Origin of the sequence: Vagococcus elongatus, from assembly GCF_003987645.1 — a bacterium.
GTDB classification, from domain to species: domain Bacteria; phylum Bacillota; class Bacilli; order Lactobacillales; family Vagococcaceae; genus Vagococcus_A; species Vagococcus_A elongatus.
On the sequence record NZ_NGKA01000008.1, the window covers coordinates 28,687 to 45,029 of the forward strand.

18 protein-coding genes and 1 pseudogene are annotated in these 16,343 nt (G+C 34.1%); 9 read left to right on the forward strand and 10 right to left on the reverse strand.

Annotation, left to right across the window (positions count from 1 at the left end; translation table 11 throughout):
• The 9 genes from CBF29_RS06240 (at position 1) to CBF29_RS06280 (ending at position 7,505) form a co-directional block, all read left to right on the forward strand.
• Entirely contained in the window at positions 1 to 2,118 is a 2,118-nt protein-coding gene (locus CBF29_RS06240; protein WP_245987289.1) for a DUF5048 domain-containing protein, read from the forward strand.
• A gap of 69 nt (positions 2,119 to 2,187) precedes the next feature.
• Entirely contained in the window at positions 2,188 to 2,907 is a 720-nt protein-coding gene (locus CBF29_RS06245) for a hypothetical protein (RefSeq protein WP_126808561.1), read from the forward strand.
• Between the two features lie 11 nt (positions 2,908 to 2,918).
• On the forward strand, positions 2,919 to 3,314 hold the full coding sequence (locus CBF29_RS06250; protein ID WP_126808564.1) for a hypothetical protein: 396 nt from the start codon (positions 2,919 to 2,921) through the stop codon (positions 3,312 to 3,314).
• A gap of 3 nt (positions 3,315 to 3,317) precedes the next feature.
• The gene (locus CBF29_RS06255; RefSeq protein ID WP_126808566.1) at positions 3,318 to 4,634 is read left to right on the forward strand and encodes a hypothetical protein; all 1,317 of its coding nucleotides are present in this window, start codon (positions 3,318 to 3,320) and stop codon (positions 4,632 to 4,634) included.
• 12 nt (positions 4,635 to 4,646) lie between these two features.
• Entirely contained in the window at positions 4,647 to 5,309 is a 663-nt protein-coding gene (locus CBF29_RS06260) for a hypothetical protein (RefSeq protein WP_126808568.1), read from the forward strand.
• Positions 5,310 to 5,330: 21 nt separating this feature from the next.
• A complete protein-coding gene (locus CBF29_RS06265) occupies positions 5,331 to 5,684 on the forward strand; it encodes a phage holin, LLH family (RefSeq protein WP_126808570.1) in 354 nt (117 codons plus the stop codon).
• 1 nt (position 5,685) lies between these two features.
• On the forward strand, positions 5,686 to 5,904 hold the full coding sequence (locus tag CBF29_RS06270; RefSeq protein WP_126808573.1) for a hypothetical protein: 219 nt from the start codon (positions 5,686 to 5,688) through the stop codon (positions 5,902 to 5,904).
• A gap of 59 nt (positions 5,905 to 5,963) precedes the next feature.
• A complete protein-coding gene (locus tag CBF29_RS06275) occupies positions 5,964 to 7,094 on the forward strand; it encodes a peptidoglycan recognition protein family protein (protein WP_126808575.1) in 1,131 nt (376 codons plus the stop codon).
• A gap of 222 nt (positions 7,095 to 7,316) precedes the next feature.
• Positions 7,317 to 7,505 carry a hypothetical protein gene (locus CBF29_RS06280; RefSeq protein WP_126808577.1) on the forward strand — a complete coding sequence of 63 codons (189 nt, stop codon included), beginning with the start codon at positions 7,317 to 7,319 and terminating at the stop codon, positions 7,503 to 7,505.
• 427 nt (positions 7,506 to 7,932) lie between these two features.
• Here the strand turns inward: CBF29_RS06280 and CBF29_RS06285 are convergent, their stop codons facing one another.
• The 10 genes and pseudogenes from CBF29_RS06285 to CBF29_RS06330 all read right to left on the reverse strand — a co-directional run bounded on the left by CBF29_RS06285 (position 7,933) and on the right by CBF29_RS06330 (position 16,339).
• Positions 7,933 to 9,180 carry a Fic family protein gene (locus tag CBF29_RS06285; RefSeq protein WP_126808579.1) on the reverse strand — a complete coding sequence of 416 codons (1,248 nt, stop codon included), beginning with the start codon at positions 9,178 to 9,180 and terminating at the stop codon, positions 7,933 to 7,935.
• A 122-nt stretch (positions 9,181 to 9,302) separates the two neighbouring features.
• Complete coding sequence (locus CBF29_RS06290; RefSeq protein ID WP_126808581.1) at positions 9,303 to 10,340, reverse strand: WxLIP family cell surface protein; 1,038 nt, start codon at positions 10,338 to 10,340, stop codon at positions 9,303 to 9,305.
• 38 nt (positions 10,341 to 10,378) lie between these two features.
• Positions 10,379 to 11,110, reverse strand: a complete 732-nt coding sequence (locus tag CBF29_RS06295) for a WxL domain-containing protein (RefSeq protein ID WP_126808583.1) — start codon at positions 11,108 to 11,110, stop codon at positions 10,379 to 10,381.
• Positions 11,107 to 11,415, reverse strand: a complete 309-nt coding sequence (locus tag CBF29_RS06300) for a hypothetical protein (protein ID WP_126808584.1) — start codon at positions 11,413 to 11,415, stop codon at positions 11,107 to 11,109. Before CBF29_RS06300 ends, CBF29_RS06295 begins: the two co-directional genes overlap by 4 nt.
• Positions 11,416 to 11,426: 11 nt before the next feature.
• On the reverse strand, positions 11,427 to 12,851 hold the full coding sequence (locus CBF29_RS06305; protein WP_126808585.1) for an adhesive domain-containing protein: 1,425 nt from the start codon (positions 12,849 to 12,851) through the stop codon (positions 11,427 to 11,429).
• Positions 12,852 to 13,238: 387 nt separating this feature from the next.
• The gene (locus CBF29_RS06310; RefSeq protein ID WP_126808586.1) at positions 13,239 to 13,937 is read right to left on the reverse strand and encodes a hypothetical protein; all 699 of its coding nucleotides are present in this window, start codon (positions 13,935 to 13,937) and stop codon (positions 13,239 to 13,241) included.
• A gap of 117 nt (positions 13,938 to 14,054) precedes the next feature.
• The gene (locus CBF29_RS06315; protein WP_126808587.1) at positions 14,055 to 14,303 is read right to left on the reverse strand and encodes a glutaredoxin domain-containing protein; all 249 of its coding nucleotides are present in this window, start codon (positions 14,301 to 14,303) and stop codon (positions 14,055 to 14,057) included.
• 33 nt (positions 14,304 to 14,336) lie between these two features.
• A complete protein-coding gene (locus CBF29_RS06320; RefSeq protein WP_126808588.1) occupies positions 14,337 to 15,296 on the reverse strand; it encodes a DHHA1 domain-containing protein in 960 nt (319 codons plus the stop codon).
• A 22-nt stretch (positions 15,297 to 15,318) separates the two neighbouring features.
• Positions 15,319 to 15,965 (reverse strand): annotated as a pseudogene (locus CBF29_RS06325) (deoxynucleoside kinase).
• 41 nt (positions 15,966 to 16,006) lie between these two features.
• Positions 16,007 to 16,339 carry a hypothetical protein gene (locus CBF29_RS06330; RefSeq protein WP_126808589.1) on the reverse strand — a complete coding sequence of 111 codons (333 nt, stop codon included), beginning with the start codon at positions 16,337 to 16,339 and terminating at the stop codon, positions 16,007 to 16,009.
• Positions 16,340 to 16,343: the final 4 nt, after the last annotated feature.

Genomic DNA, 16,343 nt, shown 5'->3' on the forward strand with positions numbered 1-16,343 from the left:
ATGAGCATGAGTCACGACGAACCTGTACTATTAACAAAACAATATAAGGATCATACAATACCTAACGCTGTTGACAGTCTTAGGTATGAAGACCTTCCTTTTAATGCATATAGCGTGCACTCTCAGCCTATCAGAAACCTGGATGTTACAATCCAGGTTTTAGATGAGGCCACCGACACTGTATTGGAGACGGTATCTGGAAGGTGTGAAAGTGGAAACATAAGAGTAGAGAGCTCTTCATTAATTAGGAGAACTGGAAGTTTAGAGGTTCAATTTGATCCAGACTTCTTTCCTTCTGCAAGCAGCCTAGTATGGTTTGGAAGGATTTTTAGAGTATATGTAGGTATAAAAGATCTAAGTATGATTGATCATACAGTTAACTTCTTGCTTGGTACGTTTTATGCTGATAAAGCTGGAGTGTCTGTAGATGCTGCTACATCGAGTATAACAATTGGACTTGAGGATAAAATGGGAAGATTCGAGAGCGACGAGCTTGAGAACATGATTAAAATCTCTCCAGGAACGCCTATATCAGAAACCATTAGAAAAGTAATGGAGGATCTTGGCGAAACAAAATTTGGGTATATCCAGGAAAGCCTGCCATCTGAAACGGTTCCTTATACTATGGAATTTGGTATAGGGGAAGAAAAGATCGAGATAATTAGCAAGCTAAGAGATATGTATATGGACTATACATGTGGCTATAATACAAAAGGAGAATTTGAGTTTTACAAAATATCTGTACAAAAGGAAACTGAGTTTGAGCATCCAAAATGGTCATTTTCGAATGATGCGATAGATGGAAAAGACTTGATGATAGAGTTCAAAGAGGATTACGTATTAAAAGACATAAGGAACAGAGTTCTTGTTGTCGGTGAAATGAGCGATAAAACTGGCATTACAGCCAATGGAGAAGTGAGGATAACTGATGCGAAGAATCCGTTTAATGTTGATGCTATAGGAACAAGAACTAAGGTTATCACAGAGTCTAAGTATGTCACAGATGATCAGTGTTACTCTAGAGCAAAATTTGAAATATGGAAAGTATCTAACTTCCAGGAGAAATGTGAAATATCTGCCGTTCCTATATATCTATTAGATGTTAACGATATTATAGAGGTTCCAAACCCTATAACTGGTGTTAAATCAAGGTATTTAATAGACAGCTTTTCACTAGATCTAAAAGTAGATGGAAAAATGAGTATCTCAGCTCATAAACTATATTATACTGGCGTAGAGTACGGAGAAGCGTTCAAACCTCTTGTCAATGCCTTTATGGTAGGTATTAATAATTATGGCTGGTTATCTCTTGCGGAAGAGAGAATTAAAGATGTGTTTAATATTAGCGGAAGTGGGAATGCTACTATTGTAGTTAGGTTTGTGGATATGGAGCTTGGAGGAGAGCAAGCCAGTGTTACTTCTTACGGAACAACTAAAAATCAAACACTTCAAATAGATTTAGCAGACTTTAGCAAGCTTGACTTTGAAAGCGAAAGTGGAGCAAACGGAAGAAGTGAGGCTGATTATGCAGACAGAGTTTTAGGACATGAAATGTTTCATGCCGTTACGAACGATTACCTTGGCCATGATACGATGTTAGATATACCTATATGGTTTAAAGAAGGGTTTGCAGAGTTTTTACATGGTGGAAAAGATCGATATAAATTAGCATATCCAAAGGTCGAAAAGTCCAAGAAAAAAAGTCAACTAATCGAATTAGCTGAAAAACAATTGAATGGATTGTTTGAGGGATCAAGCGAAGATTATGTGGCAGCGTATCTAATAGCTATCGCAATTTATAATTTGTGTGATAGTAAAATGTGGAGTGGAATCATTACTAATCTTAGAGGCATTAAGAATCCAGGAATAAACTTCTTGTATAAGCTTCTACCGATTGCTGACGATAACGACAAAGTTAAATCATTGGTTATGAATGAGATAAGAACAATGGATAAGGTTTGGAATCTACTAGATGATGAGTCGGATAAAGATACTATGTCTGTTGGGGGTGTACATTTTATGAATCTATATGGAGTTCCGCTAACTGCAGAAACAGTGTTTAATAATTCTAATGCCACAACAGATTCCATCGGATTTAAAATAAAAAAAGATAATTAAGACATAAGTATTTACAACAGGAACATTCGGTGATATAATTAATTAGAGAGTTAAGTAAGGAGAGTTAACATGGTAAGTAGAAGCAAGTTTCCAGAGGGTGTCGATGAGTTTACAGAGCTTTTCGATCTACCTTATGACAAATTAAAGTCAGCTCAAAGATTGACTCAGCTTAAGATTCAACCTAAGTTGACGAATGACGAGCAAAACGAGTTAGCTACACTTTCTGCAGAATTAGAGGAATATATGATTACTCCAGAAGTGTGGAACAAGTTTGCCGACTCTTTGGTGGCAGTTGAACAGTTCTTTTATGATAATGTTCAAGGGTTCATTGAGGACAAGCAAAAAATCTGGGACTCTTATATCAAGCAGTTTCTATTTGTCGGAGTTTGGACTACAGGAAAGTCTTATAAATTCCAAAATATGGTAATTGGTGATAATGGAGATCTATTTTTATGCAGCAAGGATCATGTATCTAATGATTCTAACAAGCCTACAAAATCAGATATGTGGGTTAGAATATCTTCGAAAGGAGATACTGGAGCGATTGGTTTAAACGCATTCTACAAAGGTGACTGGAATGAAGCCACTACCTATAAAATAGGTGATGCAGTAAGTCATGAGAGAGAGAACTGGTTAAAACCTCTAGTCTATATCTCAAAAAAAGATAATAACGTTGGTGTAAACCCTCAAACTAATGGTGAGAGTTGGATGTTATATTCTGAAACATATGTTGGAGATAGTAGGCCAAAAGGAGCAGGTGCAGGATTGCACTTTATCAAAGAATTGTAGGAGTGAATTAAATGAATAATTCAGAGGCACAAAAGGTGTTACTCCAGGCGATGCAAGATATCGTAGATGCAACAATTTCTAAAGTTTCAACGACTAACTCAGTTATTGGCGCGGTCGTTGAAATGCCGAAAGGCTATGATATCAAAGTTGAGATTAATGGACAGCTTCACGAATGCTTACTACCAGAAAATCTGCACTCATGGATTCAAAAGGATGACATTGTTATCATCCAGGACTTGTATAATGATGGTAGAAAAATGGTTGTAACTGGCAAAACTGGAGCTATTCAAAGATCTCCTTCATTAGTTTTCTCGAATGAAGAGTCTGGAAAGTTAGTTAGCGGTGTAGATGGGGCATTTGAAAATGGGAAACGCCTGGACGCTAATCTTACTGTAGAAGGAGAGTAATAAATGGTTAACATTAAAAATGCAGCATACGACGTTACTGGAAAAGTTGAACAAGAAGACGTCAGATATCATTTCCAAACAAACGCAGGTATGCTAACAGTTCTCGATGAGAAGAATGAAATCGTCGGCAATCTATCAGACCTATTAATGAAGGGTATTCCATTAGATGGCGTAGATTATAAGACTTTAAAGCTAAAAGGATTGTATGGTATTACTAATATCAAAGGTATAGATCCTGGGTTGAAAATAGAGGTTAATAAAATGAGCCTTTTATCAGTCACTCCTTATGGAGAAATCAACAATCCAAAAATTGTGGTCTATAAATTAATCACATCTGATGGACGAGTTTTTGACAATGTAATGAATGACGGAAAAGAAGTCGGATGGACATCTGGCGGGAAAGAGTTAGAAGCTACGTTGACAGAAATCAAAAATGTAACTGGTAGTATCGATGATTTAAAGACTACTAACAAAGATAGTTTAGCATCGGCAATAAATGAAGTTCATGATGCCTCTAGGAAAAATAAAGAAGCTCTCAAAAAGCACGAAGAGGACTACGCGGAGTTTAAAAAGCACAATCATGATGATCATTACATAAAGCGATCTGGTGGTAATATCAAAGGAACCATAAGTATTGATAATAACGTTGATGTAAATGCCAAAAATGCTAGAAATGAAGAGGTTCGAGTAGCACATGTTTCAGCAACAGATCTTTTTAGTTTAGGTAATAAGAAGCTTGGACTTGATTTACTTGGTAATGGAGACTTTAAATACAATGGAAAAAAAGTTTGGACTGAGGTCAATCATGGAAAAGATAGCGGTTTAGATGCCGATAAAATCGGTGGTGTAAGCTATAAAAAAATACCGATACTCGATAGTTCTAATACGTTTGAGGAAAATATCACTATTAAGAAGTCTTTAATTGCCAAGGATTTTAAGCTTGGAGAAAAGGCTAATATCTCAGCAGATGACAATGGTCGAATCACAATTAAAACAGGCGGCCTTAATACTGTGGCGTTTGAAACAAATGGACAGATGACAGCAATGAATCATATTCTAATGAATGCCAAGAACAACGAAGTTGGCTTTAAGTTAGCATTAGATAATGACGAAGTTGGTAAAGGTATGGGATTCTATAGAAACGGTGGAAGTAGGTATCTTGGTGTTTACAATTGGAGTAAAGGTAAGCGACTTGCGTATTTTAGCGACACCGATGAAAGACTCTATCTCGATCAATCTATTTCTATTCAAGGAAGAAAACTATATTTACAAAGTGGTCAGCCACCAGTCGGTAAGGCTGGAGATATCTGGATTAAGTAAGGAGGTTGACTAATGGCAGGTATTTATAGAAGTGATGGTAAGAAATGGCATGAAACCACCGACGTTTTTAGAAGTGACGGTAAAAGGTGGATTAAAGCAGAAGTTATGAGAAGTAACGGAAAAGGTTTTAGTAAGATAAGCGAGCAAAGATACGTTAAAACATTTGAGTGTACCTGGAGTCAAAGTTATGGTGGCTCTGGAACACAGAAACCAAACTGGCTTGGTGGCAATACAATTTGTCACCAAGGTCGATATGGAGCTCCTTATACGGCGGAATATGATTGGGGTATTCAAAAATCCATGATTGGATTTGATCATGCGGCAATCAGAAGAGAGTTAGCTGGTGCCAGGATAGAAAAAGTTGAAGTATATCTTAGAAATGAACATTTCTGGTACTTTGCTGGAGGATATTCCGTACTTGGTTATCATAACTCGGCAAGTAGGCCTAATACGTTTCAGTATACAAAAAACCAAGTTAGAAAAGATTACTACAAAGGTCGTGGAGAAGCTAAATGGTTAGTAATGCCGAATGAGCTTGGCAATTTATTAAGAGACAACAAGGCGAAAGGGTTAATACTCTATGCGCCAACAACTATTCTAGATTATTATGGGTACTTTTATGGTGCGGGCGGTGGATCTAGTCGTCCGAAAATAAGAATCACCTATGTAAAATAAAAACAAAGGAGGAATTTGAAAATGATTCAAATTCAAGAAGCAGTAGTAAATTTAGTAGTAGCAGGAGTTGTAGGTGTAATCACCTATGCAGCGCAACGTGTAGGATCATATTTTAACGCTAAAGGAATTGACAAAAAACTTAATTCTAAGAGAGCGTCAATTGACATTGCAGTTAACGCGGTTGAGCAGATTGCTAAAAATGAAGGAATCGACAACAAGTTCGAAGAAGCTAAAGATCAAGCTATTGAGATTTTACGCGCCAATGGTCTTAAAATTTCAGAAGTAGAGCTTAACGCTATGATCGAGGACTCTGTTGCGGCAATGAAAAATGGATACGTAGCTGGTTTAAATAAAAACGAAATGGGGGTGGCATAATATGTTTGAAATTAATGACATCGTAACACCTGTCGACTTACAAAAGGTTTTAGATGACAAGTATCTATCACCTCGTAGCAAAGCTATCATCGAAGAAAGCAGCAATAAGGCAGTCGTTAATCAAATTCAAGATGGTTTAATCTATGTTAGTTATTTCAATACGGCTGGGGACGATCGTATTACACAGGTTTACAAACCAGAAGAATTAAAATTAGTCTAAGGGTATAAGGTGAAATAGGGAACTTCTTTCAAATAAAAATTCGAAAGAGGTAATATTGAATGGCAAATTGGAATGGAGTTCCTTACAAAGCACAACTAGTAGCATCAAGTAAATGGGGTACAAAATGTCCCTACGCATTAAACGCAAAGAAAATCACAATCCACAACACGGATAATAGCGCTACAGCTCAAAATGAAGCAGATTATCATAACGGAAACTGGAATGAAACATCGTTTCATATCGCTGTAGATGACGTTCAAGCAGTGCAGGTTATTCCTTTTAATCGTAATGCTTGGGCTTCTGGTGATGGTGGTAATGGGTACGGTAATAGAAACACGATTCATATTGAAATCTGTAAAAACTATGACCGAAACCGTAATACAACTAACTTACTTGCTGGACAACAATCTCAGTATGTAAAAGCAGAAGCAAATGCAGTGAAAATTGCTGCAGCAATTATGGTTCAAGAAGGAATTGCAGCTCATCCAGATAACGTTAAGCGTCACTATGACTGGAACGGTAAATGGTGTCCTTCTAAGATTCTTAATGAAGGAAGATGGAACACGGTACGTGCTTTAATCGTTGCAGAAACTCAAAGATTGAGCGGAAAACCTGTTACACCAGCACCAAAACCAACTGCTCCTAAACCTGTAGCACCGTCTACTGGATTAAAACGTGGAACGATTGCTAAATGGGCTACTCATTATCAAACTGGTCAAAAAATCAGCCCGTTTGTAATTGGAAAAGCTTACAATATTATTCAAACTAAAAATGTAAGTCAATCTAAAAGTAAGAAAGCTTACCTAATGGCAGGGATTATGAGTTGGGTATTAGAGCAGGATCTTGTTGAATCTGGCATTAACATTGCAGCCAAACCGTCAACTCCAGCACCAAAACCAGCTGTAACTGATCGTTGGATTTCTAAAAAGGGGACAGCAGTAATTACAACTCCAGTTGGAATTAAATTACGAGGAACATCTTCTGGAGATCATGCAAATCCAATTAATCTTGGTCAACTAGCCCTACTTCCAAAAGGTAGTTCAGTTGTTTATGACAAGATTCTTGTTCAAAAAAATGGACATGTTTGGGTTAGACAACCAAGAAGTGGCGGATATGGATGGATGCCAGTATCTGATACTAAAAATGGTGTTGCAACTGGCGGTTACTGGGTGTCTGGTGTTTCAATCTAGTTAAAAGCAAGTCTTCTATAAGGGGGGTGGGTACCAATTTACCTTGACTCCCTCCTTTTTATACCTTCTATATTTTTGAAACATAAGTATCTACATCATTTTTTATCTTTGTTCTCTTGACAAAGGGAACGTTTGTTCGTAAAATGAGAACATAGAAAATTTAATTTGCGGCTGGGATTGTCTGTTGAGTTTTCTGAATATCTTAAGGAACGAGGTTTTTTAATGGAAAAATACTCTATTGATGCGAGCTTAGAATTTAAAATGATGAACTATATGGTTCACCAAATGACACATATAAACTTTGCTGCTATTATTCTAGTTGATCAGATAGCAAAAAGTGATGATTATGACGAGGACGTGATAAAAACTGCAAAGGATATAGTCAAAATGTCTGACCTGGCTTATATATAGTAATTATTTAAACGTGTTATGTAAACCAAGTATGATATCAAAATCTAAATATTGGGTTAAAATGCTTATTATATAGGTGTTTTACCCCTCTTTTATTTTTTTAAAACTACTTCGTATAATATATCTTATGTAAACCAACTAAATAAAAACCTAATATTTTAGAAAATATAGTGTTCAGAGAAGGTTTTTAACCGATTTAAAAAATTTAGATGAGTAGTTAGTAGTTCTGTGTTAAAAAGAATCAGAATCCTCTTGTAGTAATTACTGGCGAAGTGTATCAAAGTCAGTCACCTAATTTTTTGTTTAAATATGGTCTATTGGTATTATAAAAAAGCTCTTAGAAAAATGAATTTCCAAGAGCATAGTATTATTAGTTTAGATATTACTTTAAATATAATTTATTTATATTTTGTATCAGGCCATCTTATTAATTAAATAGATTTGTTATAGAGGAGACTGCTCTATAAGTTACTGGCTTTTCCCCTATCTGTTCAATGAGGCCTTTCTCTAAAAGAACTGCTTCTATTTTTCTCATCATATAAGGAGAGATATCTTCATCGACAGAATCAATAATATCTCTTCGTGATAATACTTCTCCAGGATAGTAAAGTAAATGGTCAAAATATTTTTGAAAGACTTCAAAGGCAAAAGGAACATCTAATAGTTCTTTTTGATAGTTAACTTTAGCTTGATAGCGTAACTGATTATTTTGTTTTAATTCAAAAACTATTTCTTTTTGAATATCTAAAAGTAATTCTAATAACGCTATAACAAAGAATGTTCCTTCACCAAAATTGTCTTCTTCAGAAATGGTTAAAAAAGCTTTTTCGTATTTAGGACGATTTGTTTTAACTGCTCGAGACATAAGTAAACTAGAAACAATATCCAATTCTTTTGCTAAGTAATTAGATAAGATAAAACGACCTACACGACCTACACGACCATTACCATCAAAGAATGGGTGAATGTATTCAAACATGTAATGAGAAATAATGATTTTTAGTATATTGGGAAATTCTTCATCCGGCATATTAATAAAATTAAGCATCGTTGCTAGTTGCTGTTCAATTTTGTCAGGATCTTCACCAAAATGCACTGCTCCACTTGTTCCACCAACTTGAACAGAATCAGTTCTAAAGAGTGAAAACTCATCTAATTGATTATCAGAATCAACTTCTGGAGATACTAAGTCATCGTAAATTAAACGAATATCAGCTGGAGTTTGGATTAATTTACTCTCACCATTAGCAATTTCAGAATAAAGTTTACTAAGACCATAAAAACGATGACTTTCATCGTTTTTTTTGATGGCTTGAATAGCTTCACCTAGTTCCTTACGAGTACTTTTAACACCTTCGTATTCGTTCGTTGATTGCATTTCTTCTATGAGTAAATAGTGTAAGTAATCATCAATTTGCTTCTTAGAAAGATGTTCCAAGAGAACAGATAGCTTCGTTGATTCCTTATGACATTCGCTTACCAAGTATGTTAGCTTAGGTAGATTATTGAGGAAAAGATTGTATTCAGTCCCTTTAATCTTAAATCCAATTTTTTTGTTCATGGGGCTAATTATAAAATTAGTTTTCATTGATGAATAAGAGTTAAATCTTTTATGATATTCTTCTTTGACATCAATAGTTGTATATTTTGACTTGTAAATTTCATTATAAGACATAAAAGAACACCTCTATCGTTAAAAATGTAACTATATTTTAACGATATAATCTTGGTTTGTCAATTTATATAAAAAATCTCTGATTCATTTTTATAATGAACCAGAGATTTTTTAATAGATTATTAGATTTTTTTTCTTCTTTTCTTTTTCTTTATTTTTTGTTTTAGCTGTTTATTTTTCCAAATTAAATAAAAAACTAAACCAATAAAAGTAATCAGAACTAGTGACAGTATAATTGTAGACCACGGTAAACTTTTTTCTTCTTTAGAAGCAACATTTGAATTATTTAATTTGTTTGCTTCTTCTTTTTCTACAGAAAATTGAAGAGTTTCATCCCAAACATTATTACCGGACTTTACTTTAATTTGTGCGTTGTAGTCCCCTGCTAAAAATTTTTTATCATTTATTGGGATAACAAATGAAAATAAACTATTGGGAGCAATTTTTATAGAATTTTGCTCTCCTTTCATAAAGGTTTGTTCTTTATATTTAATATCATAAGTGAGTGTTACATCTTTTATATATGTGGCTGTAACATTTTCCATATTGACTTCAATCGCATTACGTTCGTTATTATGAATAGCTTTAGCATCATTAAAAATAATATTTGGTGTAATCTCTTTTGTACTATTACTCAGTAAAATAGCAATTTCCCTCGAGAGAATATTACGAATTGTATTTGTTGCCTCAGATTGAGGGATTTCTATTACGTATAAGGCGCCAGCTAAAGTACCAGAAAATTCATTTTTAGGCATTTTTACGGTTAAAGTTACTTCCTTTTTTTCGCTGGGGGCTAAATTTACCTCTTTATCACTAAGAGTGATTAATTCTTCAATGTTGTAAGGAGCGGTTTTTGAATTATCCTTGTTAGCTCCAGAATACTCAACAACACCATTTTGATTAGTTATAGCTTTATTTATTGAAAGGTTTAATTTGATTTTTTCGTTAGAATTATTTTCTAAGATAACTGTTAAATGTTCTTCTTGCTCGGGTTTTAATAACAAATCAAAATATGATACATCTTTATTAATTTGATATTCTGATGGAGCCTTCTTAATATCGAATTTGTTAAGAACATTATCTGCTAAAGCTATATTAATTGGAAGGATAAATAAGAGTAATAATAAACCTATCAATGGGTAACACTTTTTAATGTTCATAAGATTACACCAAATCCTTTTTATATTTTAATTGTTGATTAAGGTGTTTCAGAAACAACCCAGTTAATATCGGCAGTATATAAAGCTGTTTCTTTTACAGTATTTGCAGGGATTTCCAACTCAAATTTATCTAGTTTGAGTTTGGTCATTCCTGCACCATTGCCAGCAGAAGCTGTTAAAAGACTTACTTCTTGGTTAGTTGGTGCAATATTTACAATAGAATTAGGAACACTAATACCTGTTGTAGAAATATTGTTCCATAAGTCACCAGTAGTAATAGATAATAATGTAGAACCTAAATTTTTTGTAGGAGTAGCAGCTATTGCAAATGGTTTCTCTTGTTTAACTTTAACTTCCCAGTTACCTTCTTCAGTACGATTATCTTCAACAAGTAAAGCGCTCACTGTTTGACTAGCTGAATTGTAAGCAGCTGACAACTCATCAAAATCGGTTAATCCTGTCGTATCTACATTTTTAGCAATCCATTTTTCTTTAGCTGTCGTTTGATTGATATGATATCCGAAGTTTAAATTTTTAGGTAAACGACTGTTCATATTTCCACCAGGTTGTTCAACTTCTGGTAGCCCAGTCTCAGGATCGATAGGTTTTGTAGGATCTGTTGGGTCGACAGGGTTAGGATCGATAGTTAAGGCCCCTGTTCCGTACTCAATCTTACCTTCAGTATTTGCATTTTGAGCTGCCAATGTAGTAGAACTAAATAGGATACATCCACTTAATAATCCTGTTATTAATAAAATTCTTTTTTTCATTTTAAATTCCTCCTTAATTGGTATATAGCATAAAAAAATAGTAAAAAGCCAATCAACGACATGCTATAATTAATAGTGTCATTTGTTTGAAGTAACCTTTGTTTGTTTTTATTTACATCAGAAGTAATTATTGTTTTTGGAAATGATGAGATAGTATCTTCTTTTTCCTCTACCGGTGGTACAAGTGGCTTGCTTTCTTCTGTATTTCCCTCAAAAAATTGAATTTGCCCTTCAGTTGTAGTTGCTTCTAATTTTAGAGGGAATAAGAAGATTAATAAGATGATAAATAGATAATTTTTCTTCATAAACTCCCCTCCTAAGGTCCATTAGATGCAGTCCAAATAAATTGTGCTTGATAGACACCTTCGTCTTTCTTTAGATTTTTAGGTATAAATAGTTTGAATGTTTTAATATCAAATTGTAGAGAACCTCTTCTATCTAAAGTGTTTAACTCGAGTAGTACTTTTTCGTTTTGATCTGTAATTTCTAAGTAATCCGCAGTGTTTGTAAATGGGTAATTAATGTCTGTGTCTTCAAATCCTGTATATGTTAGCTCACCCCCATATAATTTTAAAATAGAATTTTGTAAAGCAGATTGTTGATTTTTCCAATTAGATGTTTGTTTTACTTTGATTTGCCAGTTCTTTTCCCCAGACGTCGTATCTGTTAATGAAATTTTTCCTGTTGTAGGGGCGTCTTCTTGTTCACCTGTACTAGTTGCTATCCATTCCTCGTTATTGAGTGTTTGAATAGTATGTTTTCCAAAATTTAAATTAGTAGGTAAGGCCATGTCAGAATAACTTTCTTGTTTAAGTGCTTTTAAATATATTGAGCTAAGACTGTTTGAATCTTTAAAAACATCCAATTCAATGACTTCAGTTTGTACAATATGCATATGGAAGTCTTTTTTTGATATACCGTTAATATCTCCATAAATATCATGTTGAGGTTTATTTATGGTTGTTGGGAATACAACTTCTGTATTACTTAAAATAGAAGCATTAGCTAGGCTATCTAGCAATTCCGCAGATGGATTAGCAAGTGCATTTGATAAGTTATTTATTGCTGTTGTAAGGGGGCCAATTAACGCTCCTATTAAAATATTTCCAGATAGTCCTTTTAAAATGTTTTGTAGCTCAACTACAACACCTTGTAAATTATGAATAATGGCTGATACAAGTCCTGTTTCATAGTCAATTAATAAATATGAACCATGATTTAAAATATCAGCTGTATATGAAAGTCTGCCTAAATTAAACAGCCTATCAAGTAAAGCGGAAATTTGTTTAGAGATTGGAAGAACCAACCCTAAGATTCCTAGGATATCTTTTAATAATTTTGAAATAGTCCCCAATAAACCACCAATTACAGGTGCTTTTTCACTTAATAGGACATCGACTTCAATTTTTGCTTGTCCATTAGGAGAAACTTCTCCTATTAATTCTTCGGGAATAACTAAAATCACTTGCTTTTGTCCGTTTAGTATATTTACATCAGTAAGTGCTTGGCCAGTGACCTTAAAATCAACATTTTTTTTATTTGAAATTGGATCAAAAATGAGTGGTGCTTGGTAAGTAGAATTTGAATTATTTGTACTAACCTGATTAGTAAATAGTTCAATACCGATTAAAGACGTTTGCGCATAAGAAATACTTGACAGTAAAAAAATATTTGAAATTAGCAATAACAAGAATACAACAACAATTTTTTTCTTTTTTTCATCTGATAAAAGTGTTATCACAAAGTTCTCACCTCCTTTTGAATAAACTGTATTTTAAGGATAGAATAACATCATATATCGAATAAATCAACACAATAATAAAATAAGTGGATAAAGTATAGTTGTGATAGAGCTTGAACCAGACTTCCTTATAGAGGTTACACGATTGAATGTGTTTTGCATCAGAAAGCCTCCCCTCTAAATATAGGCGGTTATGAATGAGCATATCTATATTAAATACCTCCGTTAGTTATATTATATCATAATATTAAGTAATAAAAAGATAAGGCATCGTGTATAAGACCTTATCTAAAATATTAAATATTAATCAGCTTACTTATTATTAGAGCTATGAATAATATACCCTGTATAACAAAGAATGCCTTTAGGAGCGATTTATAATCTAGATTAATCATTATATTTCTGTAGCTCTGCAACGAAAGCCTCCTCAGACTTTCCTCCATAATCTAATCCAAGTTCGTCAACAACATAGCTGCTATAGAAGTTATCTTTATTTAATTTAGTCCAGGACGCTCTATTTCTATCTAAATCCTTCTGATTAAGTCTAGCCATGTGGTAGAAGTTGTCTCCTCCAGCGTATAGCTGCATATAATCTCTTTTCCCTCCAGTTGTAAGTTTAGCAAATCCCTGCTCTTTGGAAACAGAAACTCTATCTTTAACTAGATCTCCATATTTAATAACGTGCAGAGAAGGCTCTAGTTCATCAGATCCTACAATCGTAAACTCTGCGTGGAATCCAGATCCGTCTAGAGAATCTGCTATAGTTGACTCTCCGTCTGGTTTAAATTCAATCCTTCTAGATTTAATAATTATATCATCTTCCAGTATAGAAGATATGTGGTAGATCTTTACCTCATCATCGCTTTTGCTAGCACCAATCCAGTACCCAGCCATATTATCTATGTCAATTTTTTCTGCATTGGCCTTCTCCTGGTTAATCTTATTCATTGTCTCTGTATACTTACCATCAATGCTCTTTCTGGCTGCTTCGACCTTGTTGATTTTAATAGCAGAGAAGGCCACTACAGCTATTAATGACAAACTTAATACTATTAATGCAATGTCTTTAATTTTAATGTTTTTCATACCATCCCTCTTTCCTGTTATATATCTTAATTCAATTATATTAAAAACCATAAGTATTGTCAACAAACCTATATACTTTTAGGTAAAATAAAAACTCCCTATAAAGGGAGTTAATAATTAAAAGCTAGCAGCTATTTTTCTAAGCTTATCTGGGCTAAAACCTTGGAATGCCTCAAAGCCAGGTGCATCAATTACAGGAACTCCTTTGAACCCCATAACCTCTTTAACCATTCTCAAAGCTTTCTCATCTTGATCAACGTAGATAAAATCAATTTTATCCATGTCGAAATTCATTCCCTTTAAAACCATGATAGACATTTTGCATTGACGGCAGTTGTCTTTTGTGTAAAATTTAATCTTTTCCAATTAATAAAAACCTCTTTTCATTATTTTATTGTTTTAAAATCCTAGTGGCCATTGTTGACCTTTTCCGCCTGCAGCTCTTGCGTGTCCTCCACCATTAAAGTTTTGAGCAATTACGCTACAGTCAACATCTTCTTTAACACTTCTAAATGATAGCTTTACACCATTTCTAATTACGGCAAAGTCAATCAGCTCTCCAGTTGATGGATGTGTTAAATATAAACACATATGATTTCCTAGTTCACTGTGATATTGCTCTCCGTCAACAATTGCGAAGTGCATAGGTTTTCCTACAGTGAACATCGTATCAAAATGAGCAATTTTCATTTTACTGTCGATGTATCGATCTTTTTTCTCCTGGTCGAGAACGAGTAAAAGCTTCTCAGATTCAGTAAAATTAAGATCCATATTGTTTGATAGGCGTTCAATGAATCTATCACGGCCAATCATCCAGAATAAATCATTCCATTGACCTGCGTGACCTTTAAACATATCATGTTCATTGTTTCGCCAATCCCAAGTATCATATGATCTTACCATTTCTGATAGCATGAAGACTGAATAGTCTAACAGTCCTGCTTTAGAGAAATCCTTATAAACAAGTGATGTGCCAGACATCTTTGAACCCTCATACTCCACCTTAATAATAAATCGAGGATCAACGTCAGTTAAAAACTCTGCAGTTTTATGGTGATCGTAACATTTAAAGTCAATGTTATAAGCGTCTACCATTTTTACGATTTTTAAAGCAAGAGATCTGCTAGTTGGAGCAAGATCCATGATGTACATTCCATAAAATTCATGGTTTTCTGTAAGACTATCTAGAAATTCATAAATTTTGTCATCAATATTTCCATATTTACCAGTGTCGCAATACTCAATCTCATAATCGAACTCTCGACAATGCTTCTCATTCATTAATCGTTTAAACACTTCTGGAGAAGCAACCCCATCTAAATCGACGTGCGTGAAAATCTTAATTTTATTTTTGTCCATTTTTTACCATCCCTTTAAATTATTATAAATTTCCAATTTCTTTTAATTTATCTTTGATTTGATTCATTACGTCTTCTGCAGCTTTAGGATCTTCTACAAAATCAAATTTATCTCCATCGATTTGAATCTTAGGACATACGTCAAAATCCTCAAACCATTTCTCATAACGATGATTTAATTCTTTGTAATAGTCGTATAATGAAGGATCATTTTGATTTGCTCAAAGTCGCGGCCACGTTTTTCAATTCGTTTTAACATTGTGTCAAACGATACTTTGATATGCACCAGCAAGTCTGGTTTTTTCTTGTATTTAAGGCCGTCAATTTCTTCAAGCATATTTGCCAAAAGATCATCATAAACCTTAACTTCGATATCATTAGCTCGTCCGAGATCGGCATTTAGATGAAATAGAAGACTGTCCTCGTAAATTGATCTATCTAATACATTGTTGTCGTGTGCCAAAGCTGTTTTAATGCTATCAAACCTCTTGTTTAAGAAGTAAATTTGTAATAGAAAAGCATATTTTTGTGGATCATCATAGAATAAAGGTAGTACCTCATTATCATCTACGCTTTCATAAAACACCTTTGTACCTAACTCCTCCGACATAATTCCTGCTAATGTACTCTTTCCAGCACCTATGCTACCCGCTAATACTAACACTGACATTCCATCCTCTCATTTCTCCATTTTTCTATAGTTGTAAATACTTATGGTCTGTTTTTGTTTGGTTCCACCTGTAAGACAAGATCAATATAGTTTTTAATCTTGCGATAGTCACTTGTTGGATCAACTTCATCTTCAAATGTAAAATCTAAACCAGTTTCTCCGCTTCTGATTGAATAATTTGATGTGTTAAACTCTTTTTCGGCAAAGATTGAAAAATGCTCGATTCCTTGATTATCTCCTGGTGCGACGTAAACCGCTCCGTTATCTGATACAAAAGCAACCATAGGAATTTCTTTCTGTTTTTTAACTTCACCTGGACACTTGTCTTTAAACCAATCCCATGACAGGATTCCATAAACTTTTGTTGTCTTCATACTT

What these genes read in the sequence shown, in the direction of transcription:
- CBF29_RS06240 (WP_245987289.1), top strand. Translation starts at nt 1, where the DNA reads ATGAGCATGAGTCACGACGAACCTGTACTATTAACAAAACAATATAAG.
- CBF29_RS06245 (WP_126808561.1), top strand. Translation starts at nt 2,188, where the DNA reads ATGGTAAGTAGAAGCAAGTTTCCAGAGGGTGTCGATGAGTTTACAGAG.
- CBF29_RS06250 (WP_126808564.1), top strand. Translation starts at nt 2,919, where the DNA reads ATGAATAATTCAGAGGCACAAAAGGTGTTACTCCAGGCGATGCAAGAT.
- CBF29_RS06255 (WP_126808566.1), top strand. Translation starts at nt 3,318, where the DNA reads ATGGTTAACATTAAAAATGCAGCATACGACGTTACTGGAAAAGTTGAA.
- CBF29_RS06260 (WP_126808568.1), top strand. Translation starts at nt 4,647, where the DNA reads ATGGCAGGTATTTATAGAAGTGATGGTAAGAAATGGCATGAAACCACC.
- CBF29_RS06265 (WP_126808570.1), top strand. Translation starts at nt 5,331, where the DNA reads ATGATTCAAATTCAAGAAGCAGTAGTAAATTTAGTAGTAGCAGGAGTT.
- CBF29_RS06270 (WP_126808573.1), top strand. Translation starts at nt 5,686, where the DNA reads ATGTTTGAAATTAATGACATCGTAACACCTGTCGACTTACAAAAGGTT.
- CBF29_RS06275 (WP_126808575.1), top strand. Translation starts at nt 5,964, where the DNA reads ATGGCAAATTGGAATGGAGTTCCTTACAAAGCACAACTAGTAGCATCA.
- CBF29_RS06280 (WP_126808577.1), top strand. Translation starts at nt 7,317, where the DNA reads ATGGAAAAATACTCTATTGATGCGAGCTTAGAATTTAAAATGATGAAC.
- CBF29_RS06285 (WP_126808579.1), bottom strand. Translation starts at nt 9,180, where the DNA reads ATGTCTTATAATGAAATTTACAAGTCAAAATATACAACTATTGATGTC.
- CBF29_RS06290 (WP_126808581.1), bottom strand. Translation starts at nt 10,340, where the DNA reads ATGAACATTAAAAAGTGTTACCCATTGATAGGTTTATTATTACTCTTA.
- CBF29_RS06295 (WP_126808583.1), bottom strand. Translation starts at nt 11,110, where the DNA reads ATGAAAAAAAGAATTTTATTAATAACAGGATTATTAAGTGGATGTATC.
- CBF29_RS06300 (WP_126808584.1), bottom strand. Translation starts at nt 11,415, where the DNA reads ATGAAGAAAAATTATCTATTTATCATCTTATTAATCTTCTTATTCCCT.
- CBF29_RS06310 (WP_126808586.1), bottom strand. Translation starts at nt 13,937, where the DNA reads ATGAAAAACATTAAAATTAAAGACATTGCATTAATAGTATTAAGTTTG.
- CBF29_RS06320 (WP_126808588.1), bottom strand. Translation starts at nt 15,296, where the DNA reads ATGGACAAAAATAAAATTAAGATTTTCACGCACGTCGATTTAGATGGG.
- CBF29_RS06330 (WP_126808589.1), bottom strand. Translation starts at nt 16,339, where the DNA reads ATGAAGACAACAAAAGTTTATGGAATCCTGTCATGGGATTGGTTTAAA.